The sequence below is a fragment of the Actinomadura sp. 21ATH genome (genome assembly GCF_041951345.1).
In the GTDB taxonomy this organism is placed as follows: Bacteria; Actinomycetota; Actinomycetes; order Streptosporangiales; family Streptosporangiaceae; genus Spirillospora.
The window spans coordinates 17085-31350 of sequence record NZ_JBGNUR010000013.1; the positions used below are offsets into that span (position 1 = coordinate 17085).

Sequence of the window (14266 nt, forward strand, 5' to 3'; positions counted from 1 at the left end):
GGCTCCTTCGTCAGTCGGTCGTCTGGATGGCTCGTGTGCTCGTGCAGATCAGTCGGCCGCGAGCACCACGAGATCGTCGCGGTGGATGATCTCGCGCTCGTATTCGGGTCCCAGCTCCCGGGCCAGCCACCGGGTGGAACGGCCCATCAGGTTGGGGATCTCGCCCGCGTCGTAGTTGACCAGGCCGCGCGCCACCACCCGGCCGTCGGCGCCGCACAGGTCGACGGGGTCGCCGGCCGCGAAGTCGCCCTGGACGCCGGTGACGCCGGCGGGCAGCAGCGACTTGTGCCGCTTCACGACCGCGTCCACCGCGCCCTGGTCGAGCGTCACCCGGCCCTGGCCGGTGGTCGCGTGCGCGAGCCACAGGTGCCGCGTGGAGCGCCGCCGCCCGTCCCCCGGGTGGAAGTACGTGCCCACCGCGTCGCCGGCGAGCGCGTGCGCGGCCGAGGCGGCGTCGGTCAGCACCACCGGGATCCCGGCGATCCGGGCCGCCTCCACCTTGGTGATCATGCCGCCGGTGCCGACCCGGCCGGACCCGCCCAGCTCCACGCCCGCCAGGTCGGCCGGCCCGCGCACGTCGGCGATCCGGCGGGACCCCGGCCGGCTCGGGTCGCCGGTGTAGAGCGCGTCCACGTCCGACAGCAGGACCAGCGCGTCCGCCCTGGTCAGATGGGCGACCAGCGCGGCCAGCCGGTCGTTGTCGCCGAACCTGATCTCGTCGGTGGCGACGGTGTCGTTCTCGTTCACGATCGGCACGATGCCGAGGTGGAGCAGCTGGCCCAGCGCCCGGGAGGCGTTGCGGTGGTGCACCCGGCGGATCATGTCGTCGGCGGTGAGCAGCACCTGGCCCACGGTGAAGCCGTACCGGGCGAACGAGGACGTGTAGCGCGCGACCAGCAGTCCCTGGCCGACGCTGGCGGCGGCCTGCTGGGTGGCGAGGTCGTTCGGGCGGCGGCTCAGCCCCAGGGGGCCGAGGCCGGCCGCGATCGCGCCGGACGACACGAACACGATCTCGGTGCCCGCCCGGCGGCGCGCGGCCAGCACGTCCACCAGCGCGTCGATCCGGTCGGCGTCGATCGTGCCCTGCCGGGTGGTGAGCGAGGACGAGCCCGCCTTGACCACGATCCGGCGCGCGGCGGCGATCTCCGGCCGCGGGGCCGGAGCCAGGGGCGCGGCGGTCACGGTCCGGGTCGCCTGCTCGGCTGCCTGCTCGGCGCTCATGCTCACTCTCGTGTCCTGGGGGTCCTGCGGTCGGTGGCCGGGTGGGTGATCGCTCAGCGGTGGCCGAGGCGGCGGTCGGTGCCGCGCGGGCCCGGGGCGGCCTCGCCCGCGATCAGCTCCGGCTCCCAGTCGAACACGATCGACTCCTCATGGGTGCCGATCATGACGGTGGCGCCGGCGGACGCGCCCGCCTCGGCCAGCGCCTCCTCCACGCCCAGCCGGGCCAGGCGGTCGGCCAGATAGCCCACCGCCTCCTCGTTGGAGAAGTCGGTCTGGCGCAGCCAGCGCACCGGCTTGTCGCCCGTGATCAGGTACGTGTTCTCGCCCGCGGGCCGTACCTCGAAGTCGGCCTTGCCGCCGACCGGCTCCGGCCGGATGACCAGCCGCGTCGGCTCGGGCGCGGGCAGGGAGGCGCGGAACTCGGTGACCATCTCGGCCATCGCGAACGACAGCTCGCGCAGCCCCTCGTGGGTGGCGGCCGACACCTCGAACACGCGCAGCCCGCGCGCCTCGAACTCGGGCCGCACCAGGTCGGCGAGGTCGCGGGCGTCCGGGACGTCCACCTTGTTCAGGACGACGATCCGCGGCCGGTCCGACAGCGGCCGGTCGCCGAGGACCCGGTCGTACGCCTGGAGCTCCCGCTCGATCACCTCGAAGTCGCTGACCGGGTCGCGGCCCGGCTCCGGCGTGGCGCAGTCCAGCACGTGCGCGAGCGTCGAGGACCGCTCGATGTGCCGCAGGAACTCCAGCCCCAGGCCGCGGCCCTCGCTGGCGCCCTCGATCAGGCCCGGCACGTCCGCGACGGTGAACGTGGTGTCGCCCGCGCTGACCACCCCGAGGTTGGGGATCAGCGTGGTGAACGGATAGTCGGCGATCTTGGGCTTGGCCGCGGACAGCGCGGCGATCAGCGACGACTTGCCCGCGCTCGGGAAGCCCACCAGCGCCACGTCCGCGACGCTCTTGAGCTCCAGCACCACGTCGCCCGCGTCGCCCGGCTCGCCCAGCAGCGCGAACCCGGGCGCCTTGCGCTTGGCGGTGGCCAGCGCGGCGTTGCCGAGCCCGCCCTTGCCGCCCTGCGCGACCACGAACCGGGTGCCCTCCCCGACCAGGTCGGCCAGGACCTCCCCGGCGGTGTTCTTGACGACCGTCCCGTCCGGGACGGGCAGCACGACGTCGGCGCCGTCGGCGCCGGTGCGATGCCCGCCCTGGCCCGGCTTGCCGTTCCCCGCCTTGCGGTGCGGGCGGCGGTGGTAGTCCAGCAGGCTCGCGGCGTTGGAGTCGACCTCCAGCACCACGTTCCCGCCGCGGCCGCCGTTGGCGCCGTCCGGGCCGCCCAGCGGCTTGAACTTCTCCCGGTGGACCGAGGCGCAGCCGTTCCCGCCGCTGCCTGCGGCGACGTGCAGCACCACCCGGTCCACGAACTGCGCACCGGATCCGGCTCCTGCGGCCACGGTCACTCCCCACGCTTGTAGAACAGAGAACAGGGGCGGACCAGAAGAGGTCCGCCCCTGTGAAAACGTCTTCCGAAGGCGGATTACTCCGCCGGCGGGACGATGCTGACCGCGTTGCGGCCGCGGTAGCGGCCGAACTCGACCGTGCCCGCGGTGAGCGCGAACAGCGTGTCGTCGCCACCGCGGCCCACGTTCAGGCCCGGGTGGAAGTGGGTGCCGCGCTGCCGGACGATGATCTCGCCGGCGTTGACGAGCTGGCCGCCGAAGCGCTTGACACCCAGGCGCTTGGCGTTGGAGTCGCGGCCGTTACGGCTGGACGACGCGCCCTTCTTGTGTGCCATTTTCTACGCTCCCTACTTCCCGGACTTGATACCGGTGATCTTGACCTCGGTGTACGGCTGGCGGTGACCCATCCGCCGCTTGTACCCGGTCTTGTTCCGGTAGTGCATGATGTTGATCTTCGGACCCTTGACGGCGCCGAGGATCTCGGCCGTCACCTGGTACTTGGCGAGCTCGGCCGCGGAGCTGACGACGTCGTCGCCGTCCACGACGAGAAGGGCCGGGAACGTGACCGTCGAACCGGCCTCGCCCGCCAGCTTGTCGACGGTGAGCACGTCGTCGACGGCCACCTTCTCCTGCCTGCCGCCTGCGCGGACAATCGCGTACACCGCGGAAACCCTTCGTCTGCGCGCGCTTCCGGACTGAACCGGTCCCGCGCGTGGTCTTCACCAGCCCCCGGGCGGGGGCCTACCCCCGGCCGGGGCCGAGGGCGGCACACCGGGCCGTACGGCCCGGCGCTCTCTGCTTGGTCTCGCCTTCTCCGCCGGATCGGCGAGGAACGCACCTGAGGCGGTGCATGTCGAGATGGCGTGCCTGCACACGCCAGAGGACAAGGTTACCGGACGTCCGGACCGGAACGCGAACCCCGCTCCGCGTACCGGACGCCCGGCCCCTCGATCATTCGTTCAGCCGGTCGTTCGTTCGGCGGTCACTCGGTGGCCTCGGCCGCGGCCTCCGCCTTGGCCCGGGGACGGCGGGTGCGGCGCCGGCGCCCGTTGCTCGCGGCGGCGGCGTCATCGGCGTCGCCGGCGTCGCCGCCGGTGTCGTCGTCAGCGGCGGCGTCGGTGGCGGCATCGGACGTGTCGAGCGGCTCGACCGGCTCCGACTCCAGCGTCGCCGGGCCGGTCCCGGCGTTCTCGGCGGCGGCCTCGGCGGCCTCCACCGCGGCCTGCGGCTCGGCCTCCTCGGTCGCCGGCGGCACGGCGGGGGCCTCGTCCGGGTCCTCCGGCGGCGGGCCGGCCGGGCGCTTCGCCGGCTTGGTCGCGCGCGGCTTCACCGCCTCCTTGACCGGCTCGGCCTTGGCCGGCCGCTCCGCCGGGGCGGGCTCCTCGTTCACCGGGGGCCGCTTCGCGGACTCCTGGCTCGCGAGCTTCTCCTCGACCGCCTTCTCCACCTCGCCCTTGCGCTTGCGGCGGCGGCTGCCCTGCGCCCCCTGGGCGCCCTTGTCGGCCTTCGGCTCGACCGGCGTCATGTGGACGTGGATGCCGCGCCCGTTGCAGGACTCGCAGGTCTCCGAGAACGCCTCCAGCAGGCCCTGGCCGACCCGCTTGCGGGTCATCTGGACCAGCCCCAGCGAGGTCACCTCGGCCACCTGGTGCTTGGTACGGTCCCGCGACAGGCACTCCACCAGCCGGCGCAGCACCAGGTCACGGTTGCTCTCCAGCACCATGTCGATGAAGTCGATCACCACGATGCCGCCGATGTCGCGCAGCCGCAGCTGCCGCACGATCTCCTCGGCCGCCTCCAGGTTGTTGCGGGTGACGGTCTCCTCCAGGTTGCCGCCCTGCCCGGTGAACTTCCCGGTGTTGACGTCGATGACCGTCATCGCCTCGGTCTTGTCGATCACCAGCGAGCCGCCGCTGGGCAGCCAGACCTTGCGGTCCAGCGCCTTGGCGATCTGCTCGTCGATCCGGTACGACGACAGCACGTCCTGGCCGTCGGTCCAGCGCTCCACCCGGTCCTTCAGGTGCGGCGCCACGTACTCCACGTACTCCGAGACCGTGTCCCACGCCTCCTGGCCGGACACGACCAGCTTGCTGAAGTCCTCGTTGAAGATGTCGCGGACGACCCGGATGGTCAGGTCGGGCTCGCCGTACAGCAGCGACGGCGCCGACGCGTTCTTGACCTGCTTCTGGATGTTGTCCCACTGGGCCGCCAGCCGCGACACGTCGCGCGCCAGCTCCTCCTCCGTGGCGCCCTCCGCCGCGGTACGCACGATCACGCCCGCGTTGCCGGGCATCACGCGCTTGAGGATCTGCTTGAGGCGGCTGCGCTCCTTGTCGGGCAGCTTCCGGCTGATGCCGGTCATCGAGCCGTCCGGCACGTACACCAGGTAGCGGCCCGGCAGGGAGATCTGGCTGGTCAGCCGGGCGCCCTTGTGGCCCACCGGGTCCTTGGTGACCTGCACCAGCACCGACTGGCCGGACTTCAGCGCCGACTCGATCCGGCGCGGCTGGCCCTCCAGGCCGGCGACGTCCCAGTTGACCTCGCCCGCGTACAGGACGGCGTTGCGGCCCTTGCCGATGTCGACGAACGCCGCCTCCATGGAGGGCAGCACGTTCTGGACCTTGCCGAGGTAGACGTTGCCCACGTACGACTGGTGGGTCGCGCGGTTGACGTAGTGCTCGACCAGCACGTCGTCCTCGAGCACGGCGATCTGGGTGCGCTCGCCCTCCTGGCGGACGACCATCACGCGCTCGACCGACTCGCGGCGGGCCAGGAACTCCGCCTCGGTGATCACCGGCGGCCGGCGGCGGCCCTGCTCGCGGCCCTCGCGGCGGCGCTGCTTCTTGGCCTCCAGCCGGGTCGAGCCCCGGACGGACTGGACCTCGTCCACGGCGTCGCGGGTCTCGCGGACGTGCACGACGGTGTTCGGCGGGTCGTCCGAACCGGTGCCCTCGCCGTCCCCGGCGCCCGAGCGGCGCCGGCGGCGCCTGCGGCGGCGGCTGCCGCCCCCGGCGTCCTCGCCCTCGCCCTCGTCGGCGCTCTCGGCCTCGGCCTCGGGCTCCTCCTTGGCGGCCGCCTTGCCCTTGCCCTTGCCGCCCTTGTCCCTGTCGGCCTTCTCCGCCTTGTCGGCCTTCTCCGGCCTGTCGGCCTGCTGGGCCTTCTCGGGCTCGTCGGCCTCGCCGTCCTCGGCGGTCTCGTCGCCCTCCTCGCGCCCGCCGCGTCCCCGGCCGCGGCCGCCGCGGCGGCGGCGCCGGCGCGAGGGGCGGTCGCCGGACTCGTCGTCCTCGTCGCGCTCCTCGTCCCGCTCGGCCGCGGCCTCCTCGGCCTCTTCGGCCTGCTGGGCCTTCTTGACCTCGTCCTTGGGGTGCGACGGCGTCTGCGCCGCGGGCTCGGGCGCCTGGAACACCACCATCGGCGGCTGGAACGTCACGCCCGGCACGGCCGCGGCCACCGGCTCGGTCTCCGGCGCGGGCTCGCCCGCCGGGGCCTCCGGAACGGGCGGTACGGCGGCGGCACGGCGGCGGCGGGCCGGCTTCTCCGCGGCCCCGGCGGACTCGGCGGACTCGGCGGACTCGGCCTCGGTCCCGGCGGGCGCCGCCGCGCGGCCACGCGTCCGGGTCCGCTTCCTGCCGGTCCCCTCGTCCTCGCCCTCGGCGGTCTCGGCCGGGGCCTCGCCCTCGTCGGCGGCCTTGGCCCGGCGGCGGCTCGTCCCCCGGCCGGCGGCCTTGCGCGCGCCCTCCTCGGCGGCCTCGCCCTCGGCGGCCTGCTCGCCCCCGGCCGCGGCGGCCTCCTGGCCGGCGTCGGCGCCGGTGTCCTCGGCGGCGGTACGCCGCGTGCGCCTGCGCGTGGTGGTCTTCTCACCGGCGTCGGTGGCGGCGGCCCGCCTGGTACGCCGCCGCCCGCTGCCCTGCTCGGCGGCCTCCGCGGCCCCCTGCTGGTCAACGGCGTCCGTGGCGTCCACGGCGTCCTGGCCACCGGCGTCACTCGCCGCGCCCTGCTGGTCCACGACCCCTGCCGTCTCAGCGGCACCCGGCCGTCCAGCGGCATCCGCGGCGCTCGTCTCGGCGGCGGCCTGCGCGCTGCCCTGCTGGTCCACGACATCCGCCGCACCCGGCTCAGCGGCCGCAGCGTCCTGCTCGTCAGCGGCGTCAGCCTCCGCGGCGGGCACGTCAGTGGCAGCGGCGGCGCCCGACCCTCCGGCGGCGCCCTGCCGACCGGCGGCGGACGCGTCCGTCTCAGGGGCGGCGGCCTCCGTGGCGGCGGTGCCGCCCGGCCCTCCGGCGGCGGACGCGCCCGGCTCAGAGGCGGCGGCAGTGGTGGTCTGCTCGTCTGTGGCGGCGGGCTCGGCCTCCGCGGTGGTGGGCTCTTCGTCCTCGTCGGCGGGCTCCTCCGCCGCGGGCGGGGCCGGGGCCGGGGTGTCGTCGATCTCGGGCGGTGGGCCCGCGGGGCGGCTGGCGCGGCGGCGCGCGGGAGCCGTGGTGGTGCCGTCCTGATCGTTATCGGTGGCCGATTCGGCTTCGTTCTCAAGCATGCGGGCAATCTCCCGTCAGGCTCCCGGGCGCGACCCCGTTCCGCCGTTCGGGGCGGGACGGTGCGGTGCGCCGCACGGGAACTCTCCGTCAGTCGTCGGTGCCGTCGCGGCAAAGCCACGGTCGTGGCCCTGCCGTGACGACGAAGTCGTCGGGGGCGCGCCCGTCGTCCCCTGGGAACCGGTTCCGTGTCGCCACGGCTTCGGCTCTACGAACGGGCGCCGGCGACATCCGTGCCCGCGGCCGGCAGCGCAGCGCCGCGCGCCGTCACGGCTTCGTCGCCGGACGGCCGTTCGGCCACCCGACCGGAGGAAAAGTCCCGGTCGGGCTCGAGCGGATCCGTGAGCTCACCGGTGTCCGCGTCGAGGGGCCCCTGCGCCAGCCTGGTCACCAGTGGCGGTGACGGCGGCGCGAGGTCGGCGACCTGGCGCAGTCCGGTGAGGATGTCGTCGGGTCGCACGGCAGGTGTTGTATGCCGTACAACCATTCGAAGTATTGCACAAGGGGCATCCGCCGATCCCTCGGCGCGCCGGTCGGCCTCCACGCGGAGGCTGCCGACGGCGGCGCGCACGTCGAAGCGGCGGCGTCCCTTCTTGGTGAGGCGTTCCACCTCGATCACGCTCGCGTCCAGGAACGCGGCCACGGCCCCGGCGGCGTCGGTCTCAGGGACGCCGTCCAGCCGTATCCGCCACTCGGACGCCGCGAGCCGATCCGCCAGCGCGCTGGTCTTGGCCTGGCCGGCGGCGACGACATCCACGATGTCGAGCCCGGCCGGCAGCGCGGCGTCGAGGTCGGCACGGACCCGCTCAGGGTCGCGGGTCTCGGTGAGCGCGATCTCCAGGTACTCGGCCTCGCTCGCCACCCCGGTCGCCGCCGCACCCGCGTACGAGATCTTCGGGTGCGGAGTGAATCCTGCGCTGAACGCGACGGGAATCCCGGCGCGCCGGACGGCGCGTTCCACGGCCCGGGAAATGTCGCGGTGGCTCGTGAACCGCAGCCTGCCGCGCTTGGCATAGCGAACGCGGAGGCGCTGGATCACGGGGGCCGGCGCGGGACCCTCCGGCATGGGAGCCAGGGCTCTAGTCCTTCCTACTCGTGCCGAGTCGAAAACGTCTCCCTATAGAGTACGGGGCGCCCGAAGCGACCGCGCCCGGCGAGGGGGCGGTGACGCTCCGGACGCCCCGTTCCGACCTGGCTAAACGACCGACAGGGGCAGGAGTTTCTTGCCCGTGGGGCCGATCTGGATCTCGGTGCCCATGGTGGGGCAGACGCCGCAGTCGTAGCAGGGCGTCCAGCGGCAGTCCTCGACCTCGGTCCCGTCGACGGCGTCCTGCCAGTCCTGCCACAGCCACTCGCGGTCGAGGCCGGCGTCGAGGTGGTCCCAGGGCAGGACCTCGACCTCGTCGCGCTCGCGGACGGTGTACCAGGCGAGGTCGACCGGCTCGGCGTCGAGGGCCTTGTCGGCGCAGGCCGTCCAGCGGTCGAAGGAGAAGTGCTCGCTCCAGCCGTCGAAGCGGCCGCCGTCCTCCCACACCGCGCGGATGATCTTGCCGACCCGGCGGTCGCCGCGGGAGAGGAGGCCCTCGACGATCGAGGGCTGGCCGTCGTGGTAGCGCAGGCCGATCGCGCGGCCGTACTCCTTGTCGGAGCGCAGGGCGTCCTTGAGGGCGCGCAGGCGGCGGTCGACGGTCTCGTGGTCGCACTGGGCGGCCCACTGGAACGGGGTGTGCGGCTTGGGCACGAAGCCGCCGATGGAGACCGTGCAGCGGATGTCCTTGCGCCCGGTGGCCTCCCGGCCGGCCTGGATGACGCGCTTGGCCATCCCGGCGATGGCGAGGACGTCCTCGTCCTCCTCGGTGGGCAGGCCGCACATGAAGTACAGCTTGACCTGGCGCCAGCCGTTCTCGTACGCGGTGGTCACGGTGCGGATCAGGTCGTCCTCGGTGACCATCTTGTTGATCACCTTGCGCATCCGCTCGGAGCCGCCCTCGGGCGCGAACGTCAGCCCGGAGCGCCGCCCGCCGCGGGAGAACTCGTTGGCGAGGGTGATGTTGAACGCGTCGACCCGGGTGGACGGCAGCGACAGCGACGTGTTGGTGCCCTCGTAGCGGTCGCCCAGGCCCTTGGCGACGTCGGCGATCTCGCTGTGGTCGGCGCTGGAGAGGCTGAGCAGCCCGACCTCCTGGAAGCCCGACTCCTTGAGGCCGGTGTCGACCATCTCGCCGATGGTGGTGATCGACCGCTCCCGCACCGGCCGGGTGATCATGCCGGCCTGGCAGAACCGGCAGCCGCGGGTGCAGCCGCGGAAGATCTCCACGCTGAACCGCTCGTGGACGGTCTCGGCCAGCGGGACCAGGGGCTTCTTCGGGTACGGCCACTGGTCGAGGTCCATGACGGTGTGCTTGTCGACCCGCCACGGCACGCCGGGCCGGTTGGGCGCGACGCGCTGGATGCGGCCGTCGGGCAGGTAGGTCACGTCGTAGAACTTGGGCACGTACACGCCGCCGGACGCCGCGAGCCGCGCGAGCAGCCCGTCGCGGCCCTCGGGCCACCCCTCGGCCTTCCACTCCCGGATCACCTCGGTGATCGCCAGCGCGATCTCCTCGCCGTCGCCGAGCACGGCGGCGTCCAGGAAGTCGGCGATCGGCTCGGGGTTGAACGCGGCGTGCCCGCCCGCCAGCACGATCGGGTGCTCCTCGCCGCGGTCGGCGGCCTCCAGCGGGATGCCCGCGAGGTCCAGCGCGGTGAGCAGGTTGGTGTAGCCGAGCTCGGTGGAGAACGACACGCCCAGGACGTCGAACGCCCCGACCGGGCGGTGCGCGTCCACGGTGAACTGCGGGATGCCGTGCTCCCGCATGATCGCCTCAAGGTCGGGCCACACGCTGTAGGTGCGTTCGGCGAGGACGCCGTCGCGCTCGTTCAGGATCTCGTAAAGGATCTGGACGCCCTGGTTGGGCAGGCCGACCTCGTAGGCGTCCGGGTACATCAGGGCCCACCGGACGTCGGCCTCGTCCCAGTCCTTGATCTGGGAGTTCAGCTCGCCGCCGACGTACTGAATCGGCTTCTGCACGCGCGGGAGCAGCGGCTCCAGTCGCGGGAAGATCGACTCGACAGGCATGCAAGGTCCTCCGATGGCATGGACGCGGGATGAGTCATCCAGCCTACCGCCGGGCGCGAGCGCGCCCGATCGGTCAGTCGAAGGGGCGTCGCCTCAGGTGGACGGCCTGGAGCAGCCCCAGCGCGATCATGTTGGCGAACGTCGCGGACCCGCCGTACGACACGAACGGCAGCGGCAGCCCGGTGATCGGCATGATCCCCAGCGTCATCCCGATGTTCTCGAACGCCTGGAACGCCATCCAGCACACGATCCCGGACGCGACGAGGGTGCCGAACAGGTCGGCGGCCTGGGTGGCGATCCGCAGCCCGCGCCACATCACGACGCCGAGCAGCAGGACGATCACCGCGGCGCCGAGGAACCCCAGCTCCTCCCCGGCGACGGTGAAGATGAAGTCGGTCTGCTGCTCGGGGACGAAGTGGCCGCCGGTCTGCTCGCCGTTGAACAGGCCCTTGCCGGTCACCCCGCCCGAGCCGACCGCGATCCGGGCCTGCTGGGCGTTGTAGCCGGCGCCGCGCGGGTCGGCGGACGGGTCCATGAACGCGGTGAACCGGGCGATCTGGTACGGCTTGAGCAGCCCGAAGAACCAGACCGCGAACGCCGCGAGCAGCCCGCCGCCGACGAGGCCGCCCAGCCAGCGCTTGCGCGCGCCGGAGACGGCGAGCATGCCGAGCACGACGGCGATGAACACCAGCGTGGTGCCGAGGTCGGGCTGGAGCATGATCAGTACGGCCGGGAAGCCGGCCAGCACCAGCGCCAGCAGCATGTCCTTGTCGCCGGGGCCGACCTCGCCGTCCCGCGGCTCGCCGAGGATCATCGCCAGCAGCACGACCAGGCCGACCTTGGCGAACTCCGACGGCTGGAGCTGGAACCCGCCGCCGATCACGATCCACGAGTGCGAGCCGTTGATCGTGTCGCCGAGCGGGGTGAGCACCGCGACCAGGCCGGCGCAGGCCAGGCCGTACAGGATGGGCGCGTACGCGCGGAGCAGCCGGTAGTCGAGCACGGCGACCAGGCCGCCGACGGCGAACGCCAGCGCGAGGTTGAGCAGGTGCCGCTTGAGGAAGCCCTCGGGGTCCTTGCCCTGCTCGGTGAGCAGCTGCCAGGTGGCCGAGCGGACCAGCAGCGCGCCGATCACCGACAGCGCCAGCACGGTCAGCACCAGCACCCAGTCGAGCCGGGCGAGCACCGCCACGAGGCGCTGCCGCCGGCTGTGGTCGCCGTAGCCGCCGAGCGAGCCGACCCCGGCCCCCGCGTCGCCCCCCAGGATCATGGCGCGGTGCCCTCCCGCCGGGCCTGCGGCAGCTGGGGCAGCTCCGCGGGCAGCCTGCCGTCCTTGAGCGCGGGCTCCTTGCCCTTGGCGCCGTACATGGCCTCGTAGATCGCGCGGACGGCGGGCGCGGCGGTGGAGGCGCCGGTGCCGCCCTGGGAGACCATCGCGACCACGGCGTACCGCGGCTTGTCGGCCGGGGCGTACGAGGCGAACCAGGAGGTGTCGCCCTTGCCCCAGACCTCCGCGGTGCCGGTCTTGCCGGCCACCGTGACGCGCTTGAAGTCGAAGCCGTTGAACGCGCCGCCGGCCGTGCCCTTCTTGGGCACCTCGGCGAGGGCGTCGCGCATGTACTTGAGGACCTTGCCGTCGACCGGCAGCTTCTTCGGCTCGGGCGGCTGGATGCGCCGGGCCACGCTGCCGTCCGGGTTCATCACCGCGAGGCCGACGCGCGGGACGACGAGCTTCCCGCCGTTGGCCAGCGCCGCGTACGCCCGGGTGAGCTGGAGCGGCGTGACCAGGATGTCGCCCTGGCCGACCGAGAAGTTGGCCGCGTCGCCGGCGCGCCACACGTAGCCCTCGGCGCAGTTCTCGGCGGCGACGGCCTTGAGGTAGGCGGCGCGCGCGGGATCGGTCTTGGCGACCTCCGGGTAGCCCTGCTTGGCGCCCTTGCAGTCGGCCTTCTTGGTGGCGTTCCAGTAATCGCGCTTCCAGCCCCGGTCGGGGATCCGGCCGGGCGTCTCGCTGGGCAGGTCGATGCCGCTGCGGGCGCCGAAGCCCCAGTGCCGGGCCATCTCGACCATCGGGTCCTTGGGGTTCTTCCGCGGCTTCATGCCGCCGTCGCGCTGCCACTGCTCGTACGCGAACTTGTAGTAGATCGTGTCGCAGGAGACGACCAGCGCCTTGTGCAGGTCGACGGGCCCGTGCGCGGTGCTCTCGAAGTTGGTGAACGCGCGGCTGCCGACGTTGTACGAGCCCGGGCAGGGATAGATCCCGTTCAGGTCGTAGCCGTCGGCCACCGCCGCCGCGGTCGAGGAGATCTTGAACGTGGAGCCGGGCGCGAACTGCCCGGCGATGGCCCGCGAGATCAGCGGCTCGCCGCGCTTCTTGCCGAGCAGCGCGTCGTAGTCGTCCTGGGAGATCCCGCCGGTCCAGATGGACGGGTCGTAGGTGGGGCGGCTGGCCATCGCCACGATCCGCCCGGTGCCGACCTCCATCACGACCGCGGCCGCGGCGTCGGCCTTCTCGCCCTGCTGCCGGGCCGACTTCATCGCGTCGTCCAGCGCCTTCTCGGCGGCGCCCTGGATCTTGGCGTCGATGCTGGTGACCAGCGTGCCGCCGGGGACGGCCTGCTGCTCGGACTTGGTGCCGGTGACGCGCCCCTGGCTGTCGACCAGGACGCGCCGCAGCCCGGGCTCGCCGCGCAGGTCGGTGTCGTACATCGCCTCCAGGCCGTCCCGGCCGACCAGGTCGACGCCGCTGTAGCCGGTGACCCGGATGCCCTTGCGCTTGTCGACCTCCTCCTGCGTGATCGGCTGGAGGTAGCCGAGCGCCTGGACGGCCGCGGCGCCCTCCGGCCTGGGGTACTCGCGGATGGCCTGGACCGCCGCGGTCACGCCGGGGAACTCCTCCTGCCGCTCCATGATCTGCAGGGCGCGCTTGGGGTCGACCCGGTCGTCCACCGGGATCGGCTGGTACGGGGAGCCGGGCCAGCAGGGCCGCTTGATGCCGGGCCCGCACAGCCGGATCCGCTTGGCCAGCTCGTCGTAGGACGTGCCGAGGACGCCGGCCAGCCGGGTCAGCACGCCCCGGCCGCGGTCCTCCTGCCGCGACAGCGTGGTCCGGTCGACCGACACCACCAGCGCGCTGCGGTTGCGGACCAGCGCCCGGCCGGAGCTGTCGAGGATGGAGCCGCGGACGGCCGGGACGACGATGTCGCGGGTGCGGTTCTGCGCCGCGATCTGCCGGTAGTGCTCGCCGTCCAGGACCTGCATGGTCCACAGCCGGCCCATCAGGACCAGCATCAGCGCGCCGACGAGGACGTACAGGACGACGAGCCGGAAATGGGTGCGCGGGTTCACAGGCCCGGCCCCCGCCCCGACATCGCGCGGTAGCGGGCCGCCGGGACCGACAGCCCGTCGCGCGCCCGCTCGGCGCGCTCCTGGCGTCCGGTGACCTTGAGGACCGACCAGACCACGAAGGGGCTGGCGATGACGTCGTACACGACCTGGAGCGGCACCATCCGGGACACCAGGTCCCAGCTGGATCTCGGATCGCCGAGCATCATGCCGGTCAGCGCGTACAGGATCGTCCCGGCCAGCGCGCCGGCGGCGACCGCCAGGAACGGCACCAGCGTCTGCCGGTCCATCTCGGCGGCGGCCAGCCCGCAGACGGCGCCGATCAGGCAGTAGACCAGCGCGTAGCGGCCGATGGTGTGGTCGGCGGGCGGGATGATGTCGGCGGCCAGCCCGGCGGCGAACCCGGCGACCATCCCGGTCAGCGAGCCCGACACCAGCGCCAGCGCGACCACGGCCAGCAGCACCAGGTCGGGCGTGATCTGGCCGGGCAGCGGCAGCCGGTTGGCCACCGACACCTGCAGGATGAGCGCCACCACGAGAACGGCTCCCGTGACGAGGTTGCGGCCTGCCGGCGACGTCTCCGGTGCGGTCAGCAC

10 protein-coding genes are annotated in these 14266 nt (G+C 73.4%); all 10 read right to left on the reverse strand.

Annotated elements, in window-relative coordinates:
• Window positions 1–48: 48 nt before the first annotated feature.
• The 10 genes from proB to mreD all read right to left on the reverse strand — a co-directional run bounded on the left by proB (window position 49) and on the right by mreD (window position 14266).
• Window positions 49–1221, reverse strand: a complete 1173-nt coding sequence (gene proB, locus ACA361_RS29995) for a glutamate 5-kinase (RefSeq protein WP_375017489.1) — start codon at window positions 1219–1221, stop codon at window positions 49–51.
• A 53-nt stretch (window positions 1222–1274) separates the two neighbouring features.
• Entirely contained in the window at window positions 1275–2672 is a 1398-nt protein-coding gene (gene obgE / locus ACA361_RS30000) for a GTPase ObgE (protein WP_375017491.1), read from the reverse strand.
• Window positions 2673–2755: 83 nt separating this feature from the next.
• A complete protein-coding gene (gene rpmA / locus ACA361_RS30005) occupies window positions 2756–3013 on the reverse strand; it encodes a 50S ribosomal protein L27 (RefSeq protein ID WP_366625336.1) in 258 nt (85 codons plus the stop codon).
• 12 nt (window positions 3014–3025) lie between these two features.
• Complete coding sequence (gene rplU, locus ACA361_RS30010) at window positions 3026–3340, reverse strand: 50S ribosomal protein L21 (protein ID WP_375017494.1); 315 nt, start codon at window positions 3338–3340, stop codon at window positions 3026–3028.
• 320 nt (window positions 3341–3660) lie between these two features.
• Entirely contained in the window at window positions 3661–7209 is a 3549-nt protein-coding gene (locus ACA361_RS30015) for a ribonuclease E/G (protein ID WP_375017496.1), read from the reverse strand.
• A 206-nt stretch (window positions 7210–7415) separates the two neighbouring features.
• A complete protein-coding gene (locus ACA361_RS30020) occupies window positions 7416–8273 on the reverse strand; it encodes a TIGR03936 family radical SAM-associated protein (RefSeq protein WP_375017498.1) in 858 nt (285 codons plus the stop codon).
• A gap of 129 nt (window positions 8274–8402) precedes the next feature.
• Window positions 8403–10325, reverse strand: a complete 1923-nt coding sequence (locus tag ACA361_RS30025) for a TIGR03960 family B12-binding radical SAM protein (protein WP_375017500.1) — start codon at window positions 10323–10325, stop codon at window positions 8403–8405.
• A gap of 73 nt (window positions 10326–10398) precedes the next feature.
• Entirely contained in the window at window positions 10399–11595 is a 1197-nt protein-coding gene (gene rodA, locus ACA361_RS30030; RefSeq protein WP_375017502.1) for a rod shape-determining protein RodA, read from the reverse strand.
• Window positions 11592–13673, reverse strand: coding sequence for a penicillin-binding protein 2 (gene mrdA / locus ACA361_RS30035; protein ID WP_375017504.1), 2082 nt, complete (start codon window positions 13671–13673; stop codon window positions 11592–11594). The genes rodA and mrdA overlap by 4 nt, the downstream gene beginning before the upstream one ends.
• Window positions 13670–14266 (reverse strand): rod shape-determining protein MreD, encoded by a 597-nt coding sequence (mreD, locus tag ACA361_RS30040; RefSeq protein ID WP_375017505.1) that lies wholly within the window; start codon window positions 14264–14266, stop codon window positions 13670–13672. The genes mrdA and mreD overlap by 4 nt, the downstream gene beginning before the upstream one ends.

Coding starts and splice junctions, on each gene's coding strand:
- ACA361_RS30015 (WP_375017496.1), bottom strand. CDS start 7,209: ATGCTTGAGAACGAAGCCGAATCGGCCACCGATAACGATCAGGACGGC.
- ACA361_RS30025 (WP_375017500.1), bottom strand. CDS start 10,325: ATGCCTGTCGAGTCGATCTTCCCGCGACTGGAGCCGCTGCTCCCGCGC.
- proB (WP_375017489.1), bottom strand. CDS start 1,221: ATGAGCGCCGAGCAGGCAGCCGAGCAGGCGACCCGGACCGTGACCGCC.
- rodA (WP_375017502.1), bottom strand. CDS start 11,595: ATGATCCTGGGGGGCGACGCGGGGGCCGGGGTCGGCTCGCTCGGCGGC.
- rpmA (WP_366625336.1), bottom strand. CDS start 3,013: ATGGCACACAAGAAGGGCGCGTCGTCCAGCCGTAACGGCCGCGACTCC.
- ACA361_RS30020 (WP_375017498.1), bottom strand. CDS start 8,273: ATGCCGGAGGGTCCCGCGCCGGCCCCCGTGATCCAGCGCCTCCGCGTT.